General features: G+C 72.9%; 18 protein-coding genes. 9 read left to right on the plus strand and 9 right to left on the minus strand.

What is annotated here, in order from left to right; translation table 11 throughout:
* Nucleotides 1-5 precede the first annotated feature (5 nt).
* On the plus strand, nucleotides 6-923 hold the full coding sequence (locus GTY47_RS32405) for a LysR family transcriptional regulator (RefSeq protein ID WP_010043204.1): 918 nt from the start codon (nucleotides 6-8) through the stop codon (nucleotides 921-923).
* A gap of 16 nt (nucleotides 924-939) precedes the next feature.
* Here GTY47_RS32405 and GTY47_RS32410 read toward each other — a convergent pair whose 3' ends face one another.
* On the minus strand, nucleotides 940-1566 hold the full coding sequence (locus tag GTY47_RS32410) for a TetR/AcrR family transcriptional regulator (RefSeq protein WP_010043206.1): 627 nt from the start codon (nucleotides 1564-1566) through the stop codon (nucleotides 940-942).
* A gap of 435 nt (nucleotides 1567-2001) precedes the next feature.
* On the opposite strand from GTY47_RS32410, the gene GTY47_RS32415 reads away from it, so the two are divergent.
* Nucleotides 2002-3387 (plus strand): MFS transporter, encoded by a 1386-nt coding sequence (locus GTY47_RS32415; protein ID WP_010043208.1) that lies wholly within the window; start codon nucleotides 2002-2004, stop codon nucleotides 3385-3387.
* Nucleotides 3388-3432: 45 nt separating this feature from the next.
* Here GTY47_RS32415 and GTY47_RS32420 read toward each other — a convergent pair whose 3' ends face one another.
* The 4 genes from GTY47_RS32420 to lnt form a co-directional block, all read right to left on the minus strand.
* Nucleotides 3433-5379, minus strand: coding sequence for a GAF domain-containing protein (locus tag GTY47_RS32420; RefSeq protein ID WP_010043211.1), 1947 nt, complete (start codon nucleotides 5377-5379; stop codon nucleotides 3433-3435).
* A gap of 73 nt (nucleotides 5380-5452) precedes the next feature.
* Entirely contained in the window at nucleotides 5453-6250 is a 798-nt protein-coding gene (locus tag GTY47_RS32425; protein ID WP_010043213.1) for a 3-hydroxybutyrate dehydrogenase, read from the minus strand.
* A gap of 54 nt (nucleotides 6251-6304) precedes the next feature.
* Nucleotides 6305-6784, minus strand: coding sequence for an NUDIX domain-containing protein (locus GTY47_RS32430; protein ID WP_010043216.1), 480 nt, complete (start codon nucleotides 6782-6784; stop codon nucleotides 6305-6307).
* 68 nt (nucleotides 6785-6852) lie between these two features.
* The gene (gene lnt, locus GTY47_RS32435) at nucleotides 6853-8469 is read right to left on the minus strand and encodes an apolipoprotein N-acyltransferase (RefSeq protein WP_010043218.1); all 1617 of its coding nucleotides are present in this window, start codon (nucleotides 8467-8469) and stop codon (nucleotides 6853-6855) included.
* A gap of 233 nt (nucleotides 8470-8702) precedes the next feature.
* On the opposite strand from lnt, the gene GTY47_RS32440 reads away from it, so the two are divergent.
* Complete coding sequence (locus GTY47_RS32440; RefSeq protein WP_029181400.1) at nucleotides 8703-9791, plus strand: O-antigen ligase family protein; 1089 nt, start codon at nucleotides 8703-8705, stop codon at nucleotides 9789-9791.
* A 12-nt stretch (nucleotides 9792-9803) separates the two neighbouring features.
* Here the strand turns inward: GTY47_RS32440 and GTY47_RS32445 are convergent, their stop codons facing one another.
* Together GTY47_RS32445 and GTY47_RS32450 are read right to left on the minus strand one after the other, a co-directional pair.
* Entirely contained in the window at nucleotides 9804-10358 is a 555-nt protein-coding gene (locus GTY47_RS32445; protein ID WP_010043224.1) for a hypothetical protein, read from the minus strand.
* A gap of 114 nt (nucleotides 10359-10472) precedes the next feature.
* On the minus strand, nucleotides 10473-11258 hold the full coding sequence (locus tag GTY47_RS32450) for an aspartate/glutamate racemase family protein (RefSeq protein WP_029181401.1): 786 nt from the start codon (nucleotides 11256-11258) through the stop codon (nucleotides 10473-10475).
* 39 nt (nucleotides 11259-11297) lie between these two features.
* On the opposite strand from GTY47_RS32450, the gene GTY47_RS32455 reads away from it, so the two are divergent.
* The gene (locus GTY47_RS32455; RefSeq protein ID WP_029181402.1) at nucleotides 11298-12491 is read left to right on the plus strand and encodes a glycosyltransferase; all 1194 of its coding nucleotides are present in this window, start codon (nucleotides 11298-11300) and stop codon (nucleotides 12489-12491) included.
* A gap of 15 nt (nucleotides 12492-12506) precedes the next feature.
* Here the strand turns inward: GTY47_RS32455 and GTY47_RS32460 are convergent, their stop codons facing one another.
* Nucleotides 12507-13799 (minus strand): TerD family protein, encoded by a 1293-nt coding sequence (locus GTY47_RS32460; RefSeq protein ID WP_029181403.1) that lies wholly within the window; start codon nucleotides 13797-13799, stop codon nucleotides 12507-12509.
* A 296-nt stretch (nucleotides 13800-14095) separates the two neighbouring features.
* On the opposite strand from GTY47_RS32460, the gene GTY47_RS32465 reads away from it, so the two are divergent.
* The 4 genes from GTY47_RS32465 to GTY47_RS32480 all read left to right on the plus strand — a co-directional run bounded on the left by GTY47_RS32465 (nucleotide 14096) and on the right by GTY47_RS32480 (nucleotide 18848).
* On the plus strand, nucleotides 14096-14524 hold the full coding sequence (locus GTY47_RS32465; protein WP_010043232.1) for a DUF6643 family protein: 429 nt from the start codon (nucleotides 14096-14098) through the stop codon (nucleotides 14522-14524).
* A gap of 45 nt (nucleotides 14525-14569) precedes the next feature.
* On the plus strand, nucleotides 14570-15397 hold the full coding sequence (locus GTY47_RS32470) for an MOSC N-terminal beta barrel domain-containing protein (protein ID WP_010043233.1): 828 nt from the start codon (nucleotides 14570-14572) through the stop codon (nucleotides 15395-15397).
* 174 nt (nucleotides 15398-15571) lie between these two features.
* Nucleotides 15572-16177, plus strand: a complete 606-nt coding sequence (locus tag GTY47_RS32475; RefSeq protein ID WP_010043235.1) for a hypothetical protein — start codon at nucleotides 15572-15574, stop codon at nucleotides 16175-16177.
* Between the two features lie 229 nt (nucleotides 16178-16406).
* Nucleotides 16407-18848, plus strand: a complete 2442-nt coding sequence (locus GTY47_RS32480; protein WP_010043238.1) for a right-handed parallel beta-helix repeat-containing protein — start codon at nucleotides 16407-16409, stop codon at nucleotides 18846-18848.
* Here GTY47_RS32480 and GTY47_RS32485 read toward each other — a convergent pair.
* Nucleotides 18818-21184 (minus strand): hypothetical protein, encoded by a 2367-nt coding sequence (locus GTY47_RS32485; protein ID WP_010043241.1) that lies wholly within the window; start codon nucleotides 21182-21184, stop codon nucleotides 18818-18820. The genes GTY47_RS32480 and GTY47_RS32485 overlap by 31 nt on opposite strands.
* A 290-nt stretch (nucleotides 21185-21474) precedes the next feature.
* Between GTY47_RS32485 and GTY47_RS32490 the strand changes: the two genes are divergently transcribed.
* Nucleotides 21475-22311 carry a DeoR/GlpR family DNA-binding transcription regulator gene (locus tag GTY47_RS32490; protein WP_010043244.1) on the plus strand — a complete coding sequence of 279 codons (837 nt, stop codon included), beginning with the start codon at nucleotides 21475-21477 and terminating at the stop codon, nucleotides 22309-22311.
* Nucleotides 22312-22333 lie beyond the last annotated feature (22 nt).

Here is a 22333-nt window from a genome sequence, read left to right on the forward strand (position 1 = left end):
ATCAGATGCAGCTACGTCAGCTGGAGTACTTCCTCGCGGTGTGGGAGGCGGGCTCCTTCAGTGGAGCGGCCGCGCGGCTCTATGTCACTCAGCCCTCGCTCTCCCAGCAGATCGGTGCTCTGGAAAAAGAGCTGGGTGCGGTGCTGCTGGAACGCGGCCGGCAGGGCGTGACGCTGACCCCCGCCGGCCGGGTCTTCCTGCCGCGGGCGCAGGACGTCCTCCGCGTCGTCCAGGACGCCCGGGACTCGGTACGCGAGGTGGTCGAGGGCCGCAAAGGCGACGTCCACGTCCTGACCGTACGGTCCGTCGCCTCGGGCATCCTGCCGCCCTCCGCGGCCCGCTGGCACTCGACGTACCCCTCGACGGTGCTGCGGCTGCACGACTACTCACACCGCCGGGACCTCGAAGAGGCCATGCGCAGCGGACAGGGCGACATCGCAGTCGGTCCACGACCCCACCTGTGGGAAGGGCCGGTCCATTCCCTCGGGTACGAGGAGATGGTGGTGATCGGCTCCGCCGAGTACCCGGCCGACACCTCGGCGAGCCCGGCCGAACTGGCCGCTGCCGACTGGGTGCTCTATGAGCAGGAACAGGGCATGAGCGAAGTGGTGGACCGGCTGGCGGGCCACTTCGGCTTCACTCCGCGTGCCGTGGCGCGCACCGGCCAGGTGTCGGCGGCGCTCCTGTTCGCGGTCGAGGGGATCGGTGTGACGGTGGCACCGGAGAACGCGGTGCCTCTGCGCTGGTCGCGCCATGCACGGCGGATCGGGACCGGCTACTTCCGGGAGCTGGTGGTCTTCAGCAGAAAGCAGCCTTCCCAACTGGCGGAACGCTACCGGGACATGCTCACTTCTGTGGAGCTGCCGCTGACCACGGAGCGGGATCTGCCCGATGGAGCGGTGCGTTTCCAGAACGTGTCCTAGCGATCACGTCGCTCGGTCAGGCCTCGTCACGCAGATGGGCAAGCCCGCTGAGAAGAAGTTCGAGGCCGAAGGAGAACTCGTCCTCGATCGGAACCGGCATCACCCCGGCCACGGTCACGGTGGCCGGGAACAGGTCCGGATCCACGCTCTGAAAGACGGCCGCCGACTCTGCGTCGTCGGCTTGTCCTGCGCCGCCATGCCCGTTGACCTGCACGGCGAACCCGAGGACGTAGCGGGCCAGAGTCGCGTACGCGTACGCGGCCACTCGCGGCGGGAAACCACTGTCGAGCAGCACCGCGACACAGCGCTCCCGCAATGCCATGGCGTTCGGTCCCATGGGAATCTGCTCGACCAGCAGGCGTGCCGCGTTACGGTGCCGGGCCAAGGCGTCGAACATGGTGTGCGCGACCGTCCGCAGCGCCCGCTCCCAGCCCAGCGCGAGGAGTTCGTCACCGTTCAGCTCCACGCTGCCGAACATGCGGTCCACGACATGAGCGACCAGAGCTGCCCGGTTGTCGAAGTGCCGGTACAGCGTCGCCGTGCCCGAGCCCAGACGCTGGGCCAGCGTCCGCATCGAGAGAGCGTCGGAGCCCTCCTCCTCCACGATCCGCAGTGCGGTGGCGACGATGCGCTCCAACGGCACGGGCGGCCGCCCCGGAGAACGCCGAGCCGATGCCCTCGTGCCTGCTCGCGCAGGACCAGTTTCTGCCACGGAACGTCCGACCTCCTCGCCAGCACCATAACAGCAACACCGTAGCCGATACGAGGATCGCCGGTCGGACGAGGCGCTTGATCATTCCCCCAGCACCCTGCGCAGATGACGTGGGAATCCAGTCAGCACCAAACCGGCACGGGAGTCAGCACGCCACCGCCAAATCACCCCCAACTACGCTTCCCGGACACAACCCATTTCACCCTTCTCCAAGCTTCTCAGTCGCCGCTCCGCGAGCGGGCATGGTGGTCCGACGCATAGCCACGCCCCGAACTATGTCGCCCCACCACATGTGCCGCTGACCTGCACGTTCCTACGGTGTGCGAACACATACCCGTCCCCACCGCACACGAGGAAGTGGCGCGCATGACCTCCGCAACCACCGCTACCCCACCACCCGCGAACCTCCGTCGCATCGTCGCCGCCAGCCTCATCGGCACCACCATCGAGTGGTACGACTTCTTCCTCTACGGCTCCGCCGCCGCGCTGGTCTTCAACAAGCTGTTCTTCCCGAACTCCGACCCCCTCGTCGGCACGCTGCTGTCGTTCCTGACGTACGCGGTCGGGTTCGCCGCCCGGCCGCTGGGTGCGCTGGTGTTCGGGCACTACGGTGACCGGCTCGGGCGCAAGAAGCTGCTGGTGCTGAGTCTGCTGCTGATGGGCGGGGCGACCTTCGCCATCGGGCTGCTGCCCACGTACGCCACCCTCGGTACGGCCGCACCGGTCCTGCTCACCGTGCTCCGGCTGGTCCAGGGGTTCGCGCTCGGCGGCGAATGGGGCGGTGCGGTGCTGCTGGTGTCGGAGCACGGGGACGCGCGGCGGCGTGGCTTCTGGGCCTCGTGGCCGCAGACCGGCGCACCGGCGGGGCAACTCCTCGCCACCGGTGTGCTGTCCCTGCTGACCGCCGTGCTGTCGGACGCCGCGTTCGGCAGCTGGGGCTGGCGGATCCCGTTCCTGCTCTCCGGCGTGCTGGTGATCGTCGGTTTGTGGATTCGTCTGTCTGTCGATGAATCGCCCGTCTTCAAGCAGGCGTTGGCGCAGGCCGAGGCCCGCAAGGCGGACCGGGCCGCGGTTGCCGAGAAGCTGCCGCTCGTCGCCGTGCTGCGGCATCACTGGCGTGACGTGCTGGTCGCGATGGGCGCGCGCATGGCGGAGAACATCAGCTACTACGTCATCACCGCGTTCATCCTCGTCTACGCCACCACCTCGGCCGGCGTCTCCAAGCAGACCGCGCTCAACGCCGTACTGATCGCCTCAGCCGTGCACTTCGCCGCCATCCCGGCGTGGGGTGCGCTGTCCGACCGGATCGGCCGCCGACCCGTGTATCTGGTGGGTGCGGTCGGGGTCGGGCTGTGGATGTTCCCGTTCTTCTCGCTGATCGACACCGGCGGCTTCGGCAACCTGATCCTCGCCGTCACGGTGGGGCTGGTGCTGCACGGGGCGATGTACGCGCCCCAGGCCGCGTTCTTCTCCGAGATGTTCGCGACGCGGATGCGCTACTCCGGCGCGTCCATCGGCGCCCAGTTCGCCTCGGTCGCAGCGGGCGCGCCCGCGCCGCTGATCGCCACCGCGCTGCTGTCCGACTACGGCAGCTCCACGCCGATCGCCCTGTACGTCATCGCCGCCGCCGTGCTCACGGTGATCGCGGTGGCGGCGGCCAAGGAGACCCGCCACCGGGATCTGGCCGACGTCGCCCCTCCCGCCGACGCGGACCGGACCGCGGCACCGGCGGCGGACGCCCGGACTCGCTGAGCTGTCCGGGCACCGACCCCCTGCGTCCGTTCCCGCGCACGGGGGTCAGTGCCGTTCCGGCGCCGACAGCCGGTGCAGGCGCAGGGCGAGTTGGATCTCCAGGGCGCGGGCCGGGCTCTGCCAGTCGTCGCCGAGGAGACGGCCGACGCGCTCCAGGCGCTGGGCGACCGTGTTCACATGGACGTGCAGTTCGTCCTTGGTGCGGGCCGGGCTCATGCCGCAGGCGAAGTACGCGTCGAGGGTGCGCAGCAATTCGGTGCCGCGTCGTCGGTCGTACGCGACGACCTGGCCGATGGTGCGGTCGACGAAGCCGGGGATGTCCCGGTCGCCGGCCAGGAGCAGCCCGAGGAAGCCGAAGTCCTCGGCGGCGGCCCCGTCGCCGGAGCGGCCGAGGAGCCGCAGGGCGTCGAGGCAGCGCCGGGCCTCGGCGTAGGCCGTGGCTATGGCGTCGGGGCGGGCGGCGAGGTTCCCGGTGGGTGCGGAGGCGCCGACGGTGACCGGTGCGTGGACCGCTGTGCCCAGGTGCCGGGCAGCCCGGCGGGCCAGTTCGGTGGCGGTGTCGCCGGGGTCGAGGGGCAGCAGCAGGACGGTACCGCCGTCGCGCGCGGCGGCCAGGCCGTGTCGGGTCGCGGCGAGGTGGGACGCGGCGGCGGCCAGGCGTCTGCGGGCGTCCGCCTCCTGGTCGGCGTCGGGCGCGTCGTCCTCCGGGCGCGCCGCCAGCACCACGTGGACGGCGTCGAGGTCGGCATGGAGGCGGGCCGCGCGCTCTCGCAGCAGTCGCGGATCGCGGTCGCGGGCGTCGAGCAGGTCGTCCAGGAGCTCACCGCGGACGCGTTGTTCGGCCTCGGCGGCGGACCTGCGGGCCAGGAGCAGCAGGGAGGTGACCATGGCGGCACGCTCCAGGGTGCGCTGGTCGACGGGGTCGAGCCCCGGGTGGCCGCGCAGCACGAGTGCGCCGAGCAGTTCTCCGCCGGCGGCGACGGCGGCGATCCAGTCGTCCTCGTGCCGCACGGCGTGGCCCTCCGCGCGGGACGCCTCCAGGGCCTCGGCCGGTGCCGCGTCGGCCTCGGTGAACTCGACCGTGCCGTCGAGGACTTCGGCGACGGCGGTGGCCACGTCGTGGACCCCGCCGCCGCGCAGGACGAGCTCGGCGAGCCGGTCGTGCACGTCGGAGGCGCGCTCGATGACGCCGCTGCGGTCCTGGATGATCTCGTTGGCCCGCTCCAGCTCGGCGAGGGCCGACCGGGTCTCGGCGAGCAGGTTGGCGGTGTCGATGGCGGCCGCGGCGAGGGCGGCGAAGGAGCCCAGCAGGGCGATCTGCTCCCGCTCGAAGACCCGGGCGCGGCGGTCCGCGGCGAACAGCACGCCGATGACGTGGTGCCCGAGCGTGAGCGGCACGCCGAGGATGGCCACCAGCCCCTCGTCCCGCACGCCGGCGTCGATGGTGCGGGTGTGCTGGAAGCGGTCGTCCTTGAAGTAGTCGTCGGTGACATAGGGACGTGCGGTCTGTGCGACCAGGCCGCCGAGCCCCTCCCCCATGCCGAGCCGCAACTGCTGGAACCGGGCCGCGACCGAGCCCTCGGTGACCCGCATGTAGGTGTCGCCCCTCGCCGGGTCGTTGAGGCTGAGGTAGGCGACGTCCGTGCCCAGCAGCGACCGGGCGCGCTGCACGATCGCCTGGAGTACGGCGTCGAGGTCGCGCAGCCCGGCGAGGTCGTGGGCGGTCTCGAACAGTGCGGACAGCTCGGCCTCGCGGCGGCGCCGTCCCTCCAGCTCCGAGCGGACGCGCAGGGCGAGCGGCTTGGCCCGCTGGAGCGCGGCGATCCACTCCGCCGGGCGGCCTTCGGCACGCGCGAGCAGGACCGGCTGCTCGTATGCGTCGGCGGACGCGCCCCGGGCCAGGAGCTCGAGATACGGCGTCTCCGCGCCGCTCGGCGGCGGTTCGGCGAGGCCGGCGGAGCGCTCGGCCGGCTGCACGTGATCGCTGGACATGCTCACAGGATTCACCATGACCGGGCCGTCCCGTCAGCCCTGTGGACAACTCCCGGGCGGACGGGCCGGAGGCTCAGTGGGCGGTCCAGCCGCCGTCGAGCACGAGTGAGGTACCGGTCACGAAGGACGCCTGCGGACCGCACAGATACGCCACGGCCTCGGCGACCTCCTCCGGCTCTATGAGCCGCTTGACGGCACTGTCCTGGAGCAGCACCTCGGACAGGACGCGCTCCTCGGGGATGCCGTGCGCCCGGGCCTGGTCGGCGAGCTGCTTCTCGACCAGTGGGGTGCGCACATAGGCGGGGTTCACACAGTTCGAGGTGACACCGTGTGGCGCGCCTTCGAGGGCGGTGGTCTTGGAGAGTCCCTCCAGCCCGTGTTTGGCGGCAACATAGGCCGACTTGTAGGCCGAGGCGCGCAGCCCGTGGACGGACGACACATTCACGATGCGGCCCCATCCCTGTCCGTACATGTGGGGCAGCGCACCGCGGATGAGCCGGAAGGGTGCCTCCAGCATCACGGTGAGCACCGTGTGGAAGACGTCGGGCGGGAACTCCTCGATGGGGCGCACGAGCTGGAGCCCGGCGTTGTTGACGAGGACGTCGGTGCCCGCGGCGGCGAGTTCGGCGGCGTCCAGGTCGGTGAGGTCGAGGACGTGCGGTTCAACGGTGCCCGCGAGGTCGCGGCCCTGTCCCGCGAGCGCCTCCAGGCCCGCGGCGTCCCGGTCGACCGCTCTCACCTTCGCCCCGGCGGCCGCGAGCCGCAGCGCGCAGGCGCGGCCGATGCCGCCGGCGGCGCCGGTGACGAGCGCGGTGCGGCCGCCGAGGTCGAGCGGGGAGGCTTGGGGAGCCGGAAAACGGGGCGCGGTCATGCCTCGACCCTAGGCAGCACCACTGCCGCGCCCCATGTGGTCACGCCCTACAGTTCAGCCGGATGCAGTGGGGTCGAACCATGTGGGGGCGTCCGACAGAGCCTGCTTGATCCGGAACAGCCCGAACTCGTCCAGCTCGGGCAGGGCGTCGATGTCGAACCAGCCCACGTCCAGCGATTCGTCGTCGTTGACCCGCGCCTCACCGCCGGTGGCACGGCAACGGATGGTGATGTCCATGAACTGGCAGATGTCGCCGTTCCCGTAGGTGACGGGTTCCAGTGCCTGGACGAGGACGACCCGTTCGGCGACGCAGTGCACGGCCGTCTCCTCGTAGACCTCCCGTACGGCGCAGGCCGTCGGCTGCTCCCCCGGTTCCGGGATGCCGCCCACCACGGACCACTTGCGGGTGTCGGACCGGCGGTTGAGCAGCACTCTGCCCTCGTCGTCGAAGACGATGGCGGTGACTCCGGGGAGCCAGAGCAGCTGGTGACCGGCCGAGGCGCGGAGGGTGCGGATGAAGTCGGGAGTAGCCATGGCCCCGACCCTACTGGGCGGGTTGCGGCGCCCCGGCGGGTTTCAAGCGGTGTGCGACCGGCGTACGGCTACACGTCACCGGCGCGTCGCCCGCGCAGACCGGCGCGGACGGCCCACCCCAGTCCGCCGGCCGCGACCAGCACGAGGGCGATCTCCGGCAGGACGCCGAGCTGTGTGGCGGGGGTCTGCGAGGAGCGCAGCGGCACCTTCTGCACCAGGGAGTCGGCGACGAACATGCCGGTCTTCTGCGTGATCTTCCCGTCCGGCATGATGATCGCGCTGACACCGCTGGTCACCGGCACGACCACGGTCCGGCTGTGCTCCACCGCGCGGACGCGGGACATGGCGAGCTGCTGGTAGGTCATCTCGCTGCGGTCGAAGGTGGCGTTGTTGCTCGGCACGGAGATCATCTGGGCGCCGTCGGTGACCTCGGAGCGCACGGTCCAGTCGAAGGCCGCCTCGTAGCAGGTGACGAGACCGACCTTGGCGCCGTCCATGGTGAACACGCCCGGCTTGGTGCCGCGGCTGAAGTCCTGGCGGGCCATCTCCGTCCAGTTCTTGTTGATCGCCCCGACGAGCGTGCGCAGCGGGAGGTACTCGCCGAACGGCTGGATCTGACGCTTGTCGTAGGTGTCGACGGGGCCCTTTACCGGGTCCCACAGGATCTGCTCGTTGTAGAGCTTGCCGTCGCGCTCCACGACGCCGCCGACCGAGATGGGCACGCCGATGGCCTTGGCCGCTGCGTCGATCACGGCACGGGCGTCGGGGTTGGCGAACGGATCGACGTCGGAGGAGTTCTCCGGCCACAGCACGAAGTCGGGCCGTGGGACCTTGCCGGCCTCGACCTCCGCGGCCAGGCGTTCCGTCTCGCGCGCGTGGTTGTCGAGCACGGCCCGCCGCTGGGCGTTGAACTCCAGCCCCGCCCGGGGCACGTTGCCCTGGATCGCCGCGACGGTCACGCTGCCGTCCTCGGCCTTGTCGCTGACCAGCGGCCGGGCCGCCACGGCCGCCACGACCGGGACGGCCAGGCTCAGCAGCCCCACGGCCGCCGCGGCCCGGCGCACCGTGCCGGTGCGCCGCCACGCCACGGTGAGGCGGACGACCTCGTACAGTCCGAAGCCGCAGAGGACCACCGCGAAGCCGAGCACCGGGGTGCCGCCCACCGCGGCGAGCGGCAGGAACACGCCGTCCGCCTGCCCGAACGCGATCTTCCCCCAGGGGAAGCCGTCGAACGGCACGCGCGCGCGTGCCGCCTCGCCGGCGACCCACACGGCGGCAGCCCACACCGGCCATCCGGGCAGCTTCGACACGACGGCGACGCCCGCGCCGACCAGCGCGACGAAGATCGCCTCGATCGCCACGAGGGCGACCCAGGGGAGCGGTCCGACCTCCACTCCGGTCCACACCAGCAGCGGCAGCAGGAAGCCGAGCCCGAAGAGGTAGCCGAGGCCGAGCCCCGCCTTCCAGCCGCGGCCGCGCAGCACCCAGCCGAAGACCGCGAAGGCGGGCAGGGCGAGCCACCACAGGGTGCGGGGCGGGAAGCTGACGTAGAGGAGCAGGCCGGAGAGCGCGGCTGCGGCGGCCGGGAGGAGGCGCACGAGCCGCCGGGCCCAGGTCCGCGCTCCTGGCGCGATCCGCGGCTCCAGCTGGTCCGACTCGCCGACGGAGGTTGCGGTGACGGTCACTCCCGGAGTGTAAGGCGAGTGACCTTGGCGCCGACAGCGCGGTCCACGTGGCAGCGGCGTCACAGCCTCGCCGCAGGTCTGCCGCGACGTTCCTGCTCATTTCGTCACGACACATCCACAAACCGTCCACCAGCGGCTACGGTGTGCCGAAGCCTCAGTCGTGCGGCCGGTTACGGCCCGAGCGGCCGGGGTCTTCACAGGTCGGGGGCGACGTGGTGCGGGGGCGGGGCGGGGTGGGTTCCAGTGGGCTGACGTCCGCGTCCGGGCAGGACGCGGACGGTGAGAGACGAATCGTCGTGGACGCGGCCGGCGTCGTGGTGCTGGGAGCCTGCGCCGGCTGGTCACTGATCACGGCGGCGATGCACGACGGCCGGCCCGAGGGTGTGCTGCTCGCCGTGCTGGCCGTTGCGGCCGGGTACGCCGCCGGGCGGATCGGCGGGGCGCTGCTGCCGGTCGGCGCGCCCTGCGCCGGGGCCCTGGCCGGTATCGGGCTGACCGTGGCGGTTCCGCACCTCGCGCCGGGCCCGCAGATCACCACACCTCTCGGGCATGCCGGGGCGACGGCCGCCGTGCTGACGCTATCGGCCGGTGCCGCGTGCTGCGCGGCCTGGGCCGCTCCCGTTCCGGCCGTGCGGTTCGCCCTGCGGCTGCCGGCCGCCGGGGCCGCGGTGCTGGCGGCCGTGCTCGGCTCGGCCACCGGATGCGTCACATCCGTCGCTGTGCTGTTGTGCTCGCTGGCCGCCGGCCGTACCCGTCACCGCGGCGCCGGCCTCGCCGTCCTGGGCACCGTCGCCGTCCTGGTGACCGGTCTGACCTGGGCGGTCGCGGCGCGGGCCGTGCCGGGCGGGCTCGTGGCCGCCCTGGAGGAGCGGCTGACACCGCACCGGGTGCGGCTCTGGCAGGACGCATGGCATCTGCTGCGCGACGACCCCGCCCTGGGCGTCGGCCCGGGGCGCTTCGGGGAGCTGAGCACGACGTCCGCGCAGTCACTGCTGTCCGACGGCAAACCCCACTCGGCCCCCCTTCAGCAGGCGGCCGAACAGGGCATCGTCGGCGTGGTCCTGCTGGCGGCGGCGTTCGGATGGGTGCTGTACGCGCTGTGGCGCAGCCCCCGCCCGACCCCGGTGGTGCTCACCGCGGGCGCGGCCCTGACGGCGCTCGCGGTCATAGCCGCCTTCGGCAACGCGCTCAGCTTCACCGCGGTGTCGGTGGGTGCGGGCCTGCTGGCGGGCATGGCCACGGCGCGGCCGCTCACCGACGAACCGTCGCACCGCACACCGGACACGCGTCCCCGGGGCGCCGGACGCGCCCCGGCGTGGTGAGAGGACGTCCGCTCAGTGCGCGGGGGCGCCCGGCTTGGTCCGCCCCAACCGCGCCTTGATCACCTGTACGGCCGCCTCCGCGTCGTCCACGGTGACCGTGAAGGTGTGTCCGTCCCACAGCTCCAGCACGACGCCCTCGCCCCGTCGCACGACCACCGCGGTGCCCTTCTCCGGCCGCCATCGATAGCCCCAGCCACCCCAGTGGCGGGGAGTGACGTGCGAGATGTACGTGGCGCCCGCCACATGGGACAGCGGGATACGGCGGCGGGGCAGTCCGATGTGGCCGCAGCGCACCTCCAGGTGCTCCTCGTCGACCCGCAGGGCGACGTGCACGAAGGCGAGCGTTCCGAAGAGGACCAGCAGCCCGGCGGCGATGCAGCCGACCACGGCCATGGCCAGCGGGGCGATGCCGGACGTCCAAGCCGAGTCGACGGCCAGTTCGATGCCCAGCGCCATGCAGGCGGCACCGATGAGCGCCAGCAGCCACTGGACCCGGTTGGTGGCCCGGCCGGTCCAGACGTCGGTGTGCGCGTGGGGAGCGTTCTCGCCGTGGCGGTGGTCCCTCATGGCTATGAGGTTACTCAGGTTTCGCTCCGCTGGTACCTCGTGGCGGAGCGTTACTGCGCCGGCCGGTCGGCGGGGCGGATCCGGCACGGCGACGACGCCGGGCGGCGGGTGCGGTCAGCCGGCCGGCGTGACCGCCTGCAACAGCCGTCCTTCGTCATACGCCAGGGCGGATGCGGGCAGCGCGCCCTCGCGTCCGCTCAGCAGGACGGTCAGGGTGCCGTGCGGCGCGGCCCCCGGCGCGGGCTGCCGGCCGAGCCGGCGCAGGGCCTGCGCGGCCACGGCGCCCGCGGAGCCGTGCAGCACGAGAGGCGGCCGGCCGGGGCGCTGGACGGCGGCCCGGATGCGCTCGGCGACCAGTTCGTAGTGGGTGCAGCCGAGGACGACGGTGGTCACCTCGTCAGGCGTCAGCGCGGCGGCCGCGGACACGGCGGCGTCGATCGCTGCCTCGTCCGCGCGTTCGACGGCCTCGGCGAGGCCCCAGCAGGGCACCTCGGTGACGGGAACCCCGCCGGCGAAGTCCCGGATCAAGGTCCGCTGGTAGGTGCTGCCGGTGGTGGCCGGGGTCGCCCAGATGGCGAGGTGTCCGCCGCCGGCCGCGGCCGGCTTGATCGCCGGGACGGTGCCGATGACCGGAAGCTCCGGTTCGAGGCGGGCACGCAGGGCGGTGAGCGCGTGCACCGTCGCGGTGTTGCAGCCGACGATCAGGGCGTCGGGGCGGCGCGCGGCGGCCGCCTCGGCGACGGCCAGGGCACGCTCGGTCAGGTCTTCCGGTGTCCTCGGGCCCCACGGCATTCCGTCGGGATCCAGGGAGAGCACGAGATCGGCGTCGGGGCGCAGCCGCCGAACCGCGGCGGTGGCCGCCAGCAGACCGATTCCGGAGTCCATGAGCGCGATCTTCACCCGGTCACGATAGACGATGAGCGGTCCCGGGCAGTGCGGGTGGGGCAGACTTCGCGCGTGAGCGCCGTTGTGTGGACTGCCGCTGGATCACTTCTCGCCTGGCTCTGGCTGCTGCTCTGTCAGGGCTTCTTCTGGCGCACCGATGTGCGACTGCCGTCGCGCCGGGAACCGGACGCCTGGCCGTCGGTGTGCGTCGTCGTCCCGGCCCGGGACGAGGCGGCGGTGCTGCCCGCCGCGCTGCCGTCGCTGCTCGGACAGGACTATCCGGGGCGTGCGGAGGTCTTCCTCGTCGACGACGGCAGTACGGACGGCACCGGTGACCTGGCGCGTGAACTGGCGCGCCGGATCGGCGGGCTGCCGCTGACGGTGGGCTCGCCGGGCGAGCCGCCCGCGGGCTGGACCGGCAAGCTGTGGGCGGTGCGCCACGGCATCGGCCTGGCCCGTGCGCGTGACCCCGAGTACCTGCTGCTGACGGACGCCGACATCGCGCACGCGCCGGACAGCCTGCGGGAGCTGGTGGCGGCGGCCCGTGCGGGTGGGTTCGACGTCGTCTCGCAGATGGCCCGGCTGCGGGTGGAGAGCACCTGGGAGAGGCTCGTCGTACCCGCCTTCGTCTATTTCTTCGCTCAGCTCTACCCCTTCCGCCGGATCGGGAAGAAGGGGGCTCGGACGGCGGCCGCGGCCGGTGGGTGTGTCCTGCTGCGGACTGCGGCGGCCGAGCGGGCGCGGATCCCTGACGCGATCCGGCACTCCGTGATCGACGACGTCGCTCTCGCGCGGGCGGTGAAGGGCAGCGGCGGCCGTGTCTGGCTGGGGCTGGCCGACCGGGTGGACAGCGTGCGCCCGTATCCGCGGCTGGGCGATCTGTGGCGGATGGTGTCGCGCAGCGCCTACGCCCAGCTGCGGCACAACCCCCTGCTGCTGGCCGGCACGGTAGCCGGGCTGGCGCTGGTGTATCTGGTGCCGCCCGTGGCGGTGGTGGCCGGCCTGGCGTCGGGGAATGCGGCGGCAGCGGTCGCCGGAGGGCTGGCCTGGCTGGTCATGACGGGGACGTACGTGCCGATGCTCCGCTACTACCGGCAGCCGCTGTGGCTCGCTCCCCTGCTGCCGTTCACCGCGTTCCTCTATCTCCTCATGACCGTCGACTCCGCGGTGCAGCACTACCGGGGACGCGGTGCGGCCTGGAAGGGCCGCACCTATGCCCGCCCGGAAGCCGTCCCCGACGAGGGCTGACCGCCGCGGGTGGAGTCACTTCCTCCCGGGTGTCCAGTTCATGCCCCACCCGTAGGCGTAGTCGACGGTCCGCTGCGGGCTCACCCCGCGCTCGGGCACGAGGTAGCGCGCCTCCCGCTGCACGACGAGGTCGCCACCCGTGTTGGTGATCAGGGCGAGCGCGCACACGGGCGAGGGGACGGTGCACTCGTCGAGGAAGAACTCGATGGGGGCGCCGTGCTGCGGCTGGAGGGTGACGGTGGCGTTCAGGTCGGCGAACGAGCGGGCGCCTTCGTAGATGGTGACGAAGACGAGGATGCGCCGGAAAGCGTTCTTGTGGTCGAGATTGACGGTGAGGTTCTCACCGGTCGACACGGCGCCGGTGCGGTCGTCGCCGTCGAGGTGGATGTACGGGGGCTGGTGCAGGGCCCCGAAGGCGTTGCCGAGGGCCTGTACGACGCCCTTGCTGCCGTCGGCGAGTTCGTACAGCGCGCACAGGTCGAGGTCGAGGTCGGAGTGCATCGCGGCCGGGCGGCCGAACTTGCTGCTCCAGCCCGAGAACTGCTTGCGCACCTGCCAGTTGAGGTTCACGTGCAGGGCTCCGGAGGTGCCGCCCTGCTTGGTGAGCGACACGGAGGGGGCCGCCTTGGTGAGCGTCACCTTGGTGAGGCGGACGGGCTCGGGCGGTGCCGCCGGGGGCGCGGCCGGCGGGGGCGGCGCCAGCGGCTGCGCGGGCGGCGGGGGCGGGTACGCCGAGGGCGCGGCCACGGGCGGCACGGGAGCCGGGGTCGGGGTCGGGGCCGCCTGCTGCGGTTCGTCCACCGAGATGCCGTAGTCCGTGGCCAGTCCTTCGAGTCCGCTGCTGTAGCCCTGGCCGACGGCGCGGAACTTCCAGGCGCCCTGGCGGCGGTAGAACTCGCCGAGCACGAAAGCGGTTTCGGTGGTGGCGCCCGGGTCGTCGAAGCGGGCGACCGGCGTTCCCCCAGTGGTGTCCCGGACCTCGATGTACAGGCCCGGGACCTGCCCGAACGTGCCCCCGTCGGCGGAGGCGGCGAGGACGATCGTCTCGATCGCGGGCTCCACGCGCGTGAGGTCGACGAGGAGCGTGTCGGTCACCCGGCCGTCGGCGTTCCGCTTGCCCTCGTGGCGGATCGCGCCGGAGGAGTGCGCGGGCTGGTTGTAGAAGACGAAGTCCGCGTCGGACCGGACCTTTCCGCTTACCAGCAGCAAAGCGGAGGCGTCGGCGTCGGGCACCCCCGGTCCGGCGCGCCAGCCCAATTCCACGCGCAGCGCCGAGGTAGGCACAGCAGTATTTGAACCTTTCAACATTTGCATGTCCGCCCCCATTGCGTGTCACCGCGCCAGGCCATCCCCGGCCGTCCGTCGAGTTCCGTCCGCACAACCTATTCCTCCCCGCGGCGAACTCCCATGCGTCGCCACCGGAAGACGGGGGTCAACCCGCCGGTAACCCGCCCGGAACTCGGCCTTTACACGATCAGAACCCCGTCCGGCGCCCCTTTTTGCCGAGTTCGCTCGCATTGGGGATACCGGGTCACTGCCGACACGGAAAACAACCCTCTTATCGGTCTCCCCAACCAGCACATCGTGGGCTTAACTTATGTGCCATGACCTCCCCCCGCTCCACCTATGGCGGCGGCTACTACTCCGCCTCCTTCCCGGACACCCCGATCTACGACAAGCTCGTCGCCGAGCGGGGCACCCCGCAGATCGCCCCGATCCGGGTCCCCGCGCAGTACGACACGCCGGGCGGCAACCTGCCCGCCCTCCCCTCGGCGCTGCCCGCCCTTCCTGCAGCCCCCTCCCAGCCCGCCTACGGGTATCCGCAGGCGCCGCAGCCCGCCCCGCTCCAGCAAGCGCCCGCGGCGTACATCCCGCAGCAGGCCACCGCACCGCGCGGCTATCCCGGCCCCCAGCCGCAGCCACCGCGTCCGGCGGCACCCGGCGCGGGCTACGAGGCGATGCGTCCCGCGGCTCCCCGGCCCGCCCAGGCTCCCTATCAGGACCCGTACAACCAGCAGTACCGCGGTTACTGAGCCGCCCGCCCGGGGGCTGTCGGTACCGACTGGCACGATGGCCCCATGGGGAACGCACACCTGCACTCGATCCACGTCCATCCGGTCAAGGCGGTCCGGGGCCTCGCGCCCCGGGAGGCCGCCGTGGAGCCCTGGGGGCTGGCCGGAGACCGGCGCTGGGTGCTGATCGACGACGGGGGAAAGGTCGTCACGCAACGCCAGCAGCCCTGCCTCGCCCTGGCCGCCGCCGAGCTTCTGCCGGACGGCGGCGTCCGCCTGTCCGCGCCCGGCATGGACCCCCTGACGGTGTCCGTTCCCCGGCCGTCGGCCACGGTGCCGGTGGAGATCTTCCGCGACAAGGTCGACGCGGTCCCGGCCGAGGACGAGGCCGCGCACGCCTGGTGCAGCGCCTATCTCGGCATCGGCGTGCGTCTCGCGTACATGGACGACCCGGCCACGCGCCGGCCCGTCGACCCGGAGTACGCGCGCCCCGGCGAGACCGTCTCCTTCGCCGACGGCTTTCCGCTGCTGCTCACCACCACGGCCTCCCTCGACGCCCTCAACGCGCTGATCGCGCAGGGGGACCACGCGGACGAGGGCCCGCTGCCCATGAACCGTTTCCGGCCGAGCGTGGTCGTGGCGGGCACCGACGCCTGGGCCGAGGACGACTGGTCGCGTCTCACGATCGGGGACGTGTCCTTCCGCGTCGCCAAGACCTGCGGACGATGCGTGGTGACCACCACCGACCAGGGCACCGGCGAGCGCGGCCGCGAGCCTTTGTACAGCCTGGGGCGGCACCGGCGGCTCGGCGGCAAGCTGGTCTTCGGGCAGAACCTGGTGCCCCTGTCCGGAGGCACGATCCGGGTCGGTGACCCGGTCACGATCCTCGAATAGGCCGGGCCGGAGGTCTGCGCCCGGGCGGGAACCGGGCGACGGGGCCGGGCGTTGGCGTTGTGTGAGAAGTGCATGAGAGTCGCCGGTGAGAGGTGATTTCCCTCTCTCTTCGCCGGGTTGGCGCGCGGACGGCTCCGCCGGGGGTTATCACGGAGCCGGAAGGGGGTGCAGGCAGTGCGAGCGATCAGTGGACTCTGGCGCTGGCGGCGCAACCCGCTGTGCCGCGCCACCGATCTGGCCGAGGCCTGGGTGGCGCTGGCGGCCCTGGTGCTGATCCTCCTGGCCGCCCCGGTGGCCGGCTCCCTCGTCGGGGGCGCCGCCCAGGAAGCGCTCCAGCGCTCCGTCCGCGAGCAGCACGAAGCGCGGCACCTCGTGACGGCCACCGTGGTCCGCAAGCTCGACCCCTCCCCGCTGGACGCCGACCCCGAGACGTCCACGGGCCGGGATCTGCGCAACCGCGTCCTCGCCGACTGGACGGCACCCGACGGCACCGCGCAGCACGGCCCGGTGCTGGCGAGCCTCAAGGACCCGCAACAGGGCGACGAGTTCCGGATCTGGACCGACCGGCACGGCCGGATGGTGGCCCGCCCCCTCGACTCCGCGACGGCGTCGACGCACGCGGTCCTCGCCGGCTTCGGCGCGGCCCTCGTGGCCGGCGGTCTCATAGAGGGCGGCAGACGGCTGATCGTCTGGCGCATGGTCCGCCGCCGGTACGCCCGTTGGGACCAGGCATGGGACAAGGCGGGCCCGGACTGGGGCAGGACGGGCACCGGCAGCTGACAGCCTTCCGGCTCTGGTCAACCCACCACCCGCGCGCACGCTACGGTGGTCCGGCCGAACCGTTCGGCACAACCCGCGCGCGAGCGAGCAGGAGGGGCGCGCCGGTTTCGATGCCGCGTGCGCGCGCAGGCCCGAGGGGGCCCGGCACGGTCGCGGTCCCGACACCGGTTGGAGCGCCCCGAAGGCGAACGAGCCATCAGTACGACCGAGGTGGGGGCACAGCTACACCATGGCACAGGGCACGGTCCAGGTGACGCACACCGGCACGTCGCGGTGGCGGCGCCGCACGGGTGAGTACGCATCGCTCGCCGCTGCCCTGGAGGCCGCGGCCGACGGAGACGTCCTCACGGTCGCCCCCGGCACCTACCGGGAGAACCTCGTCGTGCAGCGCGCGGTGACGCTGCGCGGCCCCGAGGGCTCCCCCGGCTCGGTGCGGATCGCGCCCGCGGACGGCGTGCCGCTGACCGTGCGCGCCTCGGCGGTGGTCCAGGACCTGCACGTGGAGGGCCAGGACGCGGCGGCCCCCGCGGTGCTGGTGGAGGAGGGCACTCCGGAACTGAGCAACGTACGGGTGGTCACGCGGTCGGCGACCGGGATCGAGGTGCGCGGCAGCGCCAGGCCCACGGTCCGGCGCTGCGCGGTCGACAATCCGGCGGGCATCGGCATCGCCGTACTCGACGGTGCGGGCGGGCTGTTCGAGGAGTGCGAGGTCGTCGCGGCCGGCCAGGCGGGCGTGGCGGTGCGCGGCGGCGCCCACCCCCGTCTGGAGCGCTGCCGGGTGCACCACACCTCGGGCTCGGGCCTGTCGGCGACCGGGGAGAACTCGGCGCTGGAGGCGGTGGGCTGCGAGGTCTACGAGGTCCGGGGCAGCGGCGTGCAGATCACCGGCCGGGCCACCGCGCACCTCACCGACTGCGATGTGCACCGCACGACGGCCGACGGTGTCACGCTCGACACGGACGCCGTGCTGACGCTCGCCGACTGCCGTATCCACGACATCCCGGAGAACGCGGTCGACCTGCGTTCCCGCTCCGTCCTCACACTGACCCGCACCACGGTGCGGCAGTTCGGGCGCAACGGCCTGTCGGTGTGGGACCCGGGCACACGCGTGGACGCCAACCAGTGCGAGATCTTCGACAGCACGGGCGACTACCCGGCGGTGTGGGTGAGCGACGGCGCCACCGCGGTGCTCGACTCGTGCCGGGTGCACGACGTGCCGGACGCCCTGTTCGTCCTCGACCGCGGCTCGCGCGCGGACGTCGTCGACAGCGACCTGTCGCAGGTGCGCAACACGGCCGTGTCGGTGAGCGACGGCGCCACCGCGCAGCTCGACGACTGCCGGATCCGGGACGCGGCGACGGGCGCCTGGTTCCGCGACCACGGCAGCGGGGGCACCCTCAGCAACTGCACGCTGGACGGCACCCAGACCGGCGTCATCGTCACCAAGGGCGCCGACCCCACGGTGGAACGCTGCACGGTCGACTCACCCGCGGAGGCGGGGGTGTACGTCTCGGCGGGCGGCCGCGGCAGCTTCCAGAACTGCCGGGTGACGGGCAGCGGCGGCTACGGCTTCCACGTGATCGACGGCAGCCGTACGACGCTGCGGAAGTGCCGCACGGAGCGGTGCGCGCGCGGCGGCTACGAGTTCGCGGACAGCGGCGCGGACGCGTCGTCCGGGGCGGGCCCCCTGGTCGAGGACTGCACCAGCGACGAGAGCGCGGGACTGCGGGCACCGGCGGCGCGGGAGACGGCCGTGCAGACGGTGAGCCACTCCCCCGGCCTGCTGGGCGCGGTCCCGGGGCAGCGCACCGAGCCGGCGCCCCCGGCCCCGGCCCCGGTCGCGGAGCCCGAGCAGCCGGCCCGCACCTCCAAGGACGTCCTCGGTGAACTCGACGCGCTGGTCGGCCTGGAGAGCGTCAAGCGCGAGGTGCGCGCCCTCACCGACATGATCGAGGTCGGCCGGCGCCGGCAGCAGGCGGGCCTGAAGGCCGCGTCGGTCAAGCGGCATCTGGTCTTCACCGGCTCCCCCGGCACGGGCAAGACGACGGTCGCACGGCTGTACGGCGAGATCCTCGCGTCGCTCGGTGTGCTGGAGAAGGGCCACCTGGTCGAGGTGTCCCGGGTCGACCTGGTGGGCGAGCACATCGGCTCGACCGCGATCCGCACGCAGGAGGCCTTCGAGAAGGCGCGCGGCGGTGTGCTGTTCATCGACGAGGCGTACGCGCTGTCCCCCGAGGACGCGGGCCGCGACTTCGGCAAGGAGGCCATCGACACACTGGTGAAGCTGATGGAGGACCACCGGGACGCGGTCGTGGTGATCGTCGCGGGCTACACGGCCGAGATGGAGCGCTTCCTGTCGGTCAACCCCGGGGTGGCCTCCCGGTTCTCACGGACCATCACCTTCAGCGACTACGGCCCCGAGGACCTGCTGCGGATCGTGGAGCAGCAGGCCGAGGAGCACGAGTACCGGCTGGCGGAGGGCGCGGCCAAGGCCCTGCGGAAGTACTTCACGGAGATCCCGAAGGGTCCGGCGTTCGGCAACGGCCGTACCGCCCGGCAGACCTTCGAGGCGATGGTGGAGCGGCACGCGAGCCGGGTCGCCCAGTTCCCCGAGCCGAGCACGGACGACCTGACCCTGCTCTACGCCGAGGACCTCCCCGAGCTGCCCTGAGGATCGGCCTCCGGACGGGGTGTCGGCAGGCCCGGCCGCAGCCGGGCCAGCAGCTTGCGGCGCTCCTCGGCGAACGCCGGATCGGCCTGGTAGTCGGAGTGGCCGAGGATCGGCGCCGGCAGCGGGTGCAGGTCGGTGCGGCCGTAGGAGAGGGGGTCCATCAGCGGCACGTGGTCGACCCCGAGGTCGTGGTCGCCGGGCAGGCGCACGGGGCCGCCGATGGGGTCGGTGAGCCGGTACAGGTTGCGCCAGCAGTCGACCTCCCGGTGCAGGGAGCTGAGCGCGGCGGGGCCGAAGTGCGCCGGGAACCAGCGGCCGTAGAGCCGCTCCAGCGGGGAGCCGTAGGTCAGCAGCGCGACGCGTCTGCGGGTGGACGGCGCGAGTTGCCAGGCCGCGGCGGCGGCGAGCACGCTGCCCTGCGAGTGCCCGGAGATGACCAGCCGTCCGCCGGTGACGCGGGTCCAGGTCGCGATCCGCCAGGTCAGGTCGGGCACGGCGCGCTCGGCGTAGCAGGGCGGGGCGAAGGGGTGGGCGGCGCGCGGCCAGAAGGTGCCGACGTCCCAGAGGATGCCGATGGTGCGGCGTGCCGCGGCGTCCTTGTAGGCGCGCCTGCCCCAGGTGACGAACAGTACGAAGCCGAGGCCGATCAGCCAGGAGCCGAGGGCCTGGGCGGTCTCGGCGGCGCCGTGGACGACGGGGTAGGTGCCCTGCGCCGCCTCGCCGGGTGTCTCGTCGGTGGTCAGGGCGCCCACGAGGGCTCCGGCGCCGAGCAGCAGGGTGACACCGGAGGTGACGGCGACGACGCGGGGTCCCCGGTCGGTGAGGGAGGCCATCGCTCTGGTGTAGGCGATACGGCTGGTACGGGCACGGTCCTGGGCCTCGTCCGGGTAGTCGCGGGCCACCGCCTCGCGCTCGGCGCGGGCGAGCTGCCGGGCACGGTGGGCCAGCCAGCCGACGAGCACCAAGAGCACCACGATCACGGGCGGGATCACGGACGCCTGCCAGGTCAGCAGGACCGGCGGGCCGTCGATCGACGTCCCGGTGCCGTCCAGCCAGTCGGACACGCGCTGCGCCACCCCGCCGGACATCACGCCGCCCAGGGCGCAGGCCAGCATCGCGACGGCCGGTCCGCCGAGGCCGCGCAGCACGGCCCGGCGGTCGGGGTCGGTGCGGTGCAGTGCGTGAGCGACGCCGGCGAGGACGATCACGAGCAGGCCCTGGACCAGGGCGAGACCGCCGAAGGTGGCGTCGCCCGGCAGCCGGCCGGCCGACTCCCAGCCGGGGCGCTCCCATCCCGCGTACAGCAGGGCGAGGGCCAGCAGCACGAGGGCGGCGAGCGGCAGGCGTCGTACGAAGCGCTCGTCGAGTTCCCGGTCGAGGCGTCTCTCGCTGCGGCCCCGGCGGCACACCACCCAGACCACGGCGACGGCACAGGCCACCAGGGCGGCCTCCAGGAGCAGGCCCAGGGTGTTCAGTGCGGCGGGGCCGCCGGGCTCGCGGTCGTGGCGGGCGGCGGCGCCGGCTACCGCGGCGGCGACCGTGACCAGTCCGGCGGCGGTGTGCGCGGCGCGCAGCCGGGCCACCAGCCGGCGCCCGTACCAGAAGCCGGGCCGGCCCAGCGCGGTCGGGCCGTCGCCGTCCTCGTCGGGCTCGGGGTCGCGGGCCGGCGGCTGCTGGGACTCGTAGTCGCTCCAGGTGCGCCGGGACAGGTACCACAGCAGACCGGTCAGGGCGGTCGGGACGAAGGACGCCAGGGCGAGTCTGCGGCCCGGGCTGCTCCACCAGCCGCCGTCCGAGACGGTGGGCGAGAGGAAGCCCAGCCAGGAGTGCCGGTCGGCGCACGCGCGTGTGCCCGCGCACTGCCAGGCCGCCAGGTCGAGGGCGACCTCGCAGGCCGCCGCGACGAGCAGCACCGTCAGGGTGAGCCCGGCGAGCCGGACCAGGAGGCCGTACAGGCGCACCGTGCGGCGGCGGCCCCGGGCGTTGGGGCGCATCCAGTGGGCCAGGTTGACGACCATGAACGGCAGCAGCAACAGCCACAGGGCGCGGGTGCCGTTGCCGGAGGTGAGGTTGCACCAGACGTAGGCCTCGGGCACCGGTCCGTCGCGGCGGCGGTCGTCCGGGCTGGTCTCCGCGTCGACGTCGTCGGCGCGCCGGAAGACGGCCGCGATGCCGTCGCCGGTGATCCGCACCGTGCGCGGATCGTTGAGCATCTCCTGCGGCGTGGTGCCCCCCACGCCGTGGACCAGGAGTTCCAGGGCGGTCCCGGTCTCACCGGGCCGCCGGCCGGGATGGTCCGGCCCGCCGGTCGAGGCCTGTTCCTGCGCACGTTCCACTGATTGACACTTCCCCCGTGACACGCCGTCGGCTCTGTCCGTGCGGGCACAAGGATCTCCACTTCTGCGGCGCCGCACACCTCCTGTCACGGAATCTCCCCGATCCGTGACATTGCGAAGCGACGGATGAGCCGCAGGTGACATGTGCGCGACGAGCGGTCGGTGGCGCCACCTGCTCCGCGACATGCGAGGATGAGGCGTCCGCGCACCGGAGCCGGGGAGAATGTCCTGGTTGGCGCAGGTGTGCTGGGCCTGACGGACGGCATTGAGGCGAAAGGACCGGAGCGTACGTGAGCGAGAATCAGAACCTCCTCGCGGAGCAGCGGCGATCCCTGATCCTCGACGAGGTCCGCCGCCGGGGCGGGGTCCGGGTCAACGAGCTGACCCGCAAGCTCGGCGTGTCGGACATGACGGTCCGCCGCGACCTCGACGCGCTCGCCCGTCAGGGCGTGCTGGAGAAGGTGCACGGCGGCGCGGTCCCGGTGGTCGAGGCGAGTACGCACGAACCGGGCTTCGAGGCCAAGTCGGGGCTGGAACTGACCGCCAAGGAGGACATCGCGCGGGAAGCGGCCAAGCTGGTCGCGCCGGGCGCGGCGATCGCCCTGTCCGGCGGTACGACGACGTACGCGCTGGCGCAGCAACTGCTGGACGTGCCGGACCTGACGGTGGTCACCAACTCGGTGCGGGTGGCCGACGTCTTCCACGCGGCGCAGCGCACCTCGGGGCCGCGGCAGGGCGCGGCCACGGTCGTGCTGACCGGCGGTGTGCGCACGCCGTCCGACTCGCTGGTGGGGCCGGTCGCCGACCAGGCGATCGCGGCGCTCCACTTCGACCTGCTGTTCCTCGGGGTGCACGGCATATCGGTCGAGGCCGGCCTGTCGACGCCGAACCTCGCGGAGGCGGAGACGAACCGGCGGCTCGTGCAGTCGGCCCGGCGCGTGGTGGTGGTCGCCGACCACACCAAGTGGGGCAAGGTCGGTCTGAGTTCGTTCGCCTCGCTGGAGCGGATCGACACGCTCGTGACGGACGCCGGTCTGCCGGACGAGGCGCGCGGTGTGGTCGTGGAGCATCTACGACGGCTGGTGGTGGCCGGGGAGCCCGAACCCGAGGAGGGTGGAGACATCTGACGGGCCGCCAGCTAGGGTGACG

Origin of the sequence: Streptomyces sp. SID5464, assembly GCF_009862985.1 — a bacterium.
GTDB lineage: Bacteria > Actinomycetota > Actinomycetes > Streptomycetales > Streptomycetaceae > Streptomyces > Streptomyces chartreusis_D.